The organism is Ilumatobacter sp. (genome assembly GCF_030065885.1).
GTDB lineage: Bacteria > Actinomycetota > Acidimicrobiia > Acidimicrobiales > Ilumatobacteraceae > Ilumatobacter.
Genome location: NZ_JASJCS010000195.1, coordinates 1 through 6,193, shown reverse-complemented (window position 1 = coordinate 6,193; position 6,193 = coordinate 1). Strand labels below are relative to the sequence as shown.

Here is a 6,193-nt window from a genome sequence, read left to right as displayed (position 1 = left end):
ATCGGCATCTGCAACGGCTTCCAGGTGCTGACCCGCACCAAGCTCCTGCCGGGCGCACTCGGGCACAACGCCCACGGGCGCTTCGAGTGCCGGTGGGTCGTGCTCGAACAGCCGGCCTCGCGCTGCCTCTGGACCAAGGGCATCGAGCAACCGCTGCACTGCCCGATCGCGCACGGCGAGGGCCGCTACGTCCACCCCGACCCCGACTCGCTCGCGGAGGCCGGGCAGATCGCACTCCGGTACCGGAGCACGAATCCGAACGGCTCGGTCGCCGACATCGCCGGCGTGTGCAACCGGGACGGCAACGTGCTGGGCCTGATGCCGCATCCGGAGAACTTCGTCGTCGGCCGCCAGCACCCGCATCACCTCCGAGGCGGCGGGCTCGACCATCTCGCGCTGCAGCTCTTCCGCAACGGCGTCGCCGCGGCCTCGGAGATGTGACGGCATGATGAAGACGCCATGAGAACCAGCCTGTTCGAACCCTTCGTCGAGATCGATCTCCCGCTCGCCGACCGGCGCGACGGGAAGATCCGGGCGTCGTGGGCGTGCGGTTCCGAACGGCGGCTCATCGTCACGACCGATCGGTTGTCGGCGTTCGATCGGGTGTTGGCCGGCGTGCCCTACAAGGGGCAGGTGCTCAACCAGCTGTCGGCCTGGTGGTTCGAGCGCACCGCCGATCTCGTCCCCAACCACGTCATCGACCTCCCCGACCCGAACGCACTCCTGGCGGTCGAGGCCCGGCCGCTGCCCGTCGAGGTCGTGGTCCGCGGCCACATCACGGGGGTCACCGACACCTCGCTGTGGGGTCTGTACTCGACCGGCGCGCGTTCGATGTACGGGTACGACTTCCCCGACGGGCTCGACAAGAACACCGCGCTGCCCACGCCGATCGTGACACCCACCACCAAGGCCGAGCGGGGCGGGCACGACGAGCCGATCACGTGCGACGAGGTCACCGAGCGGGGCCTGCTCGACCGAGACCTGTGGGACCGCGTCCAGGCGGCTGCGCTGGCCGTGTTCGCGCGAGGCGTCGAGCTCGGATCGCTGGCCGGTCTGGTGCTCGCCGACACCAAGTACGAGTTCGGCCTCACCGCCGACGGCGAGCTGATCCTCATCGACGAGGTGCACACGCCCGACTCGTCGCGGTGGTGGATGGCCGACACCTACGACGAACGGCTCGCCGCCGGCGACGAGCCCGAGAGCCTGGACAAGGAGGTCGTGCGGCGTGCGTTCGCCGACATCGGCTACACGGGTGACGGCCCGATCCCGGCGGTACCGTCCGAGGTGTGGTCGGCGACGACGTCTCGCTACATCGCCGCCTACGAACGTCTGACCGGCACCACGTTCGAACCCGGCGCCTATCCCGTGGGCGAACGACTCATCGACAACCTGACGAAAGCAGGACTCCTGTGAACGACACACCCGTCAGCGTCGCCGGACCGACCGGCAGGGCACCTGGCACGACCGGTGCAGCGGTGACGGCCGCCGGTCATCGTGACGATCATCCCCGGGACGAGTGTGGCGTGATCGGCATCTCGACCCCGCACGGCGACGGGATCGCAGAGCTGACGTTCTTCGGTCTGTTCGCGCTCCAGCACCGCGGCCAGGAGGCCGCCGGCATCGCGGTGAGCGACGGCCAACGCGCCCGCGTCCACAAGGACGAGGGCCTCGTGGCCAACGTGTTCACGCCCGAGGCGATGGCACCGCTGACCGGCTATCACTCGATCGGTCACACGCGGTACTCGACCACCGGGTCGAACGCCCAGCGAAACATCCAGCCGTTCCTCGTCGAGACGATGCACGGACCACTGGCCGTCGCCCACAACGGCAACATCGTCAATGCGCCCGCGCTTCGCGACGAGCTGCTCAGCCGCGGTTTCGGGCTGACGGCCACCAGCGACACCGAGGTGGTCGCCCTCATGCTGGCCGCGGCGGGCGGGCGCACCTGGGAGGAGCGCCTCGAACGCACGCTGCCCGCCTGGAAGGGGGCGTTCTCGCTCGTCCTGCTCGATGCCGACGAGGTCATCGCCGTCCGCGACCCCTGGGGCTTCCGACCGCTGTCGGTCGGCAAGCTGCCGTCCGGCGGCCACGCCGTGGCCAGCGAGAGCTGTGCGCTGGCCACGCTCGGCTGCACGGACATCGACGAGGTCCGTCCCGGCGAGATCGTGACCCTCAAGGGCTCCGAGATCAGTCGCCACCAGGCGCTGGCGCCCGCGGCCCGCAGCGCCCGGTGCACCTTCGAGTTCGTGTACTTCTCGCGGCCCGACTCGGTGTGGGACGGTCACAACGTGCACCACGTCCGCCAGCGGCTCGGCGTCGAACTGGCTCGCGAGTCCGCGGTCGACGCCGACGTCGTGATCCCCGTGCCCGACTCCTCGATCCCGGCTGCCATCGGGTACTCGAACGAGACCGGCATCCCGCACAACGACGGTCTGATCAAGAACCGGTACATCGGCCGGACCTTCATCGAGCCGACGCAGAATATGCGCGAGCGCGGAGTCGCCCTGAAGTTCAACGCGCTCGCCGAGAACCTGGCGGGCAAGCGGGTGCTCATGATCGACGACTCGCTCGTGCGCGGCACCACCGCCGGCCCGCTCGTCAAGCTCGTGCGCGACGCCGGCGCCACCGAGGTGCACCTCCGCATCACGTGCCCGCCGATCACGCACGCCTGCCACTTCGGTGTCGACATGGGTCACGACAGCGATCTGATGGCCGCACGCCGGACGGTGCAAGAGATGCAAGAGCACATCGGCGCCGACAGCCTGGCGTTCCTGTCGCTCGACGGCATGATGCGGGCGGTCGGCGCCACCGAGGGCTACTGCAACGCGTGCTTCACCGGCGCGTACCCGATCGCCGTCGACGAGGCGCAGGCCAAGCTGTCGTTCGAGGGGGCCATCGCCTGATGCGGGTGCTGGTGATCGGCTCGGGCGGCCGTGAGCACGCCATCGCCTGGGCCTGCGAGCGACACGGCCACACCGTCACCATGGCTCCCGAGCTGGGCGAGGTCACCACCGACGACGTCGACCTCGTGATCCCGGGGCCCGAGTCGGCGCTGGTCGCCGGCGTCGCCGACGAATGCTCCTTCCGGAAGATCCCCTGCCTCGGCCCGACCTCCAAGCAGGCCCGGATCGAGTCGTCGAAGGGCTACAGCCGCCACCTCGCCACCAGCCTCGGCGTGCCCGGCCCGCGCTACGAACGGTTCGAGGAGATGGACGCCGACAGCGGGGTGGCGTGGGCGAGCGAGTTCGGCGCCCCGGTCGTGGTCAAGTTCGACGGACTGGCTGCCGGCAAGGGCGTCGTCGTCCCGACGACCGCCGCCGAGACCGAAGCGGCGATCCGTGCCACCGCCGCGCTCGGGCCGTACATGCTCGAAGAGCAGCTCTCGGGTCCCGAGTGCTCGCTGCTGGCCCTGTGCGACGGTACGACCGCGGTCGCACTACCGCTCGCCCAGGACCACAAGCGGATCGGCGAGGGCGACACCGGTCCGAACACCGGCGGCATGGGCGCATACGCGCCGGCGCCGGTCCCCTACGACGCCGACGAGCTGCTCAGGACGTTCGTCCTCCCGATCGTCGACTACTTCGCGGCCGCCGGCACGCCCTACGTCGGCGTGCTCTACGCCGGCCTCATGCTGACGGCCGAGGGGCCGCGACTGATCGAGTACAACTGCCGGTTCGGCGATCCGGAGACGCAGGCGGTCCTACCGCTGCTCGAATCCGATCTGGCCGAGTTGGCGCTGGCGTGCACCCGGCACGCCGTCGGCGACGAGGAGATCAAGGTGCGCCCGGGCGCGGCGTGCACGGTCGTCGCCGCGTCACCCGGCTACCCGGACGATCCCCACACCGGCGCGCCGATCCACCTCGACGGGTTCTCGACCACCGACTGGGCGAACCAATCGACCAACGTTCCCGAAGCGACGCTCTTCCCCGCCGGCGTCGACGACGGGCGGACCGCCGGCGGGCGGGTGCTCGCCGTCACCGGGCTCGGCGACGATCTCGCCGCCGCCCGATCTGCCGCCTACCGGGCCCTCGACGGCGTGTCGTTCCCCAACATGCAGGTGCGCCGCGACATCGGATGGCGTGCGCCAGGCGCGCTGCTCACCTCCTACGCCTCCGCCGGCGTCGACATCGACGAGGGCAACCGGGCCGTCGAGCGCATGCGCGGCGCCGTCGAGCGCACGCTGGGCGCCGATGTGCTCAAGGGTGTCGGCAGCTTCGGCGGCGTGCTGTCCGCACGCCGGATCCTCGAGCTCGGCGACCCCGTGCTCGTCGCGTCGACCGACGGTGTCGGCACCAAGGTCGAGCTGGCGGCCCGACTCGGCAAGGTGCGCGGCGTGGGCGCCGACATCGTCAATCACTGCATCGACGACGTGCTCGTCCAGTCGGCTCGTCCGTTCTTCTTCCTCGACTACATCGCGGCCAGCGCGCTCGATGCCGACCTGGTCGCCGAGGTCGTGACGGGCATGGCCGACGCGTGCGAGGCGGCGGGGTGCGTGCTGCTCGGCGGCGAGACGGCCGAGATGCCCGGTGTGTACCAGGAGGGCGCGTTCGACATCGCCGGCACGCTCGTCGGTGTCGCCGAACGCAGTGAGCTGCTCCCCCGTGACGACGTCGCGGCGGGTGATGTGCTGATCGGTGTCGCCTCGAGCGGACCACACACCAACGGGTACTCGTTCCTGCGCAAGCTGTTCGATTGGGTGCCGATGGACGTCACGCCGCCCGGCTTCGAGGTGCCGCTCGGCGACGCCCTGCTCGAACCTCATCGTTCGTACCTCGGCGTGCTCGACGCCGCGCTCGCCACCGGCGCAGTCAAGGCGCTCGCCCACATCACCGGGGGCGGCCTCCCCGAGAACCTGCCGCGGGTGCTGCCCGACGGCGTCGACGCCGAGATCGAGCTCGGCTCGTGGCCGCGCAGTGCGCTGTTCGATCTGATCACCGAGTTGGCCACCGGCGTCGACACCCACGAGCTGCACCGCATGCTCAACATGGGCATCGGCATGGTCGTCGTCTGCGCGGCGGACGAGGTCGACACCGTGCAGGCGGCGATTCCCGAGCCGACGTGGGTGATCGGCGCACTCGTGCGCGGCGACGCCGGCGGCCGGACCGTCCACCTGCTCTGAACGTCCAGGTCCGACGGCGCCGGTCCTGCGCGCTCGCCGTCGGTGCCGATGACCTGCGACGTCGGTGACGTTCGCCTCTGGCAGGAGCGACGGTGGCGGGTGGACGATGGCGGTCGAGATGGCGTCTGCCGTCAGACGCCGCGACGAGGTGTACGAGGCGTCAGACGACCGATGTTCATCCTGTGGGTTCCCGTCCTGGTCGCCGGTGTGGTCGTGGCCGCGCTCGCCAGCCGGCGGGCGGTCAACGCCGCGCTCGAGACCGTCGACGCGCTCGGCATGAGCGAGGGCTTCGTCGGCATCACCGTGTTGGCGATCGGCACGGACCTGCCCGAGATCGCCAACTCGATCATGGCGTCGCTGACCGACCACGGCGACGTCAACGTCGGCGACTCGACCGGGTCGGCGCTGACGCAGGTCACGATGATCCTCGCGATCCTCATCGTCGTCGCCGGCCTCTCCTCCGACTTCAAGCGTGACGAGCTCCAGATCGTCGTTCCAGCCGGGCTGATGTCGGTCGGCGCGCTGGTGCTGCTCGCGGTGCTGCTCGCCGACGAGCACCTGAGCCGTTGGAACGGCCTGACGATGGTCGGCGCGTGGGTGCTCAGCATCCTCGTGCTGCATCGGCGCACCCAAGCCAGCCACGAGGCGCCTCGGATCCCCGACGGACGGGTCGGCGGGGCGATCCTGGCGACGTTGTTCTGGCTGCTCATCGTCGGCGGCGCGGCGGTCGCGATCGTGCGCTCGTTCGTCGAGATCACCGACGCGGTCGGCGTCCCCGAGTTCATCGCCAGCACGATCGTGCTGGCGATCGGGACGTCCGTGCCCGAGCTCGTGGTCGACTGGGTCGCGATCAAGCGCGGTGCGGCGGCGCTGGCACTGGGTGACCTGTTCGGCGCCACGCTGATCGACTCGACGTTGTCGGTCGGCAGCGGCCCGATCTTCCGCGGGACGGCGGTCTCGCCGGAGACGTTGACGGGTGTACTGCTCATCGCGGTGGGCATCGGGGCCACGACTGTCATCGTCGCGACGGTCCGCCGTCGGTCGCTCGTCTCAGCTGGCCAGCACCACGAGCGC

The 6,193-nt window shown here is 70.4% G+C and carries 5 protein-coding genes; all 5 read left to right on the top strand.

Features of this window, described 5'->3' with window-relative positions; genetic code table 11:
* Positions 1-441 (top strand): phosphoribosylformylglycinamidine synthase subunit PurQ (locus QNJ12_RS23515; protein WP_300626516.1); only part of this gene is annotated, 441 nt, incomplete at its 5' end.
* Between the two features lie 18 nt (positions 442-459).
* Positions 460-1,413: a phosphoribosylaminoimidazolesuccinocarboxamide synthase gene (locus QNJ12_RS23510; RefSeq protein ID WP_300626515.1), complete on the top strand. Its 954-nt coding sequence runs from the start codon at positions 460-462 to the stop codon at positions 1,411-1,413.
* On the top strand, positions 1,410-2,903 hold the full coding sequence (gene purF / locus QNJ12_RS23505; protein ID WP_300626513.1) for an amidophosphoribosyltransferase: 1,494 nt from the start codon (positions 1,410-1,412) through the stop codon (positions 2,901-2,903). Before QNJ12_RS23510 ends, purF begins: the two co-directional genes overlap by 4 nt.
* Complete coding sequence (purD, locus tag QNJ12_RS23500; protein ID WP_300626511.1) at positions 2,903-5,119, top strand: phosphoribosylamine--glycine ligase; 2,217 nt, start codon at positions 2,903-2,905, stop codon at positions 5,117-5,119. Before purF ends, purD begins: the two co-directional genes overlap by 1 nt.
* A 171-nt stretch (positions 5,120-5,290) precedes the next feature.
* Positions 5,291-6,193 (top strand): hypothetical protein (locus QNJ12_RS23495; protein ID WP_300626509.1); only part of this gene is annotated, 903 nt, incomplete at its 3' end.

Excerpts from the sequence above, each read along its gene's own strand:
- QNJ12_RS23510 (WP_300626515.1), top strand. The coding sequence starts at position 460 with ATGAGAACCAGCCTGTTCGAACCCTTCGTCGAGATCGATCTCCCGCTC.
- purD (WP_300626511.1), top strand. The coding sequence starts at position 2,903 with ATGCGGGTGCTGGTGATCGGCTCGGGCGGCCGTGAGCACGCCATCGCC.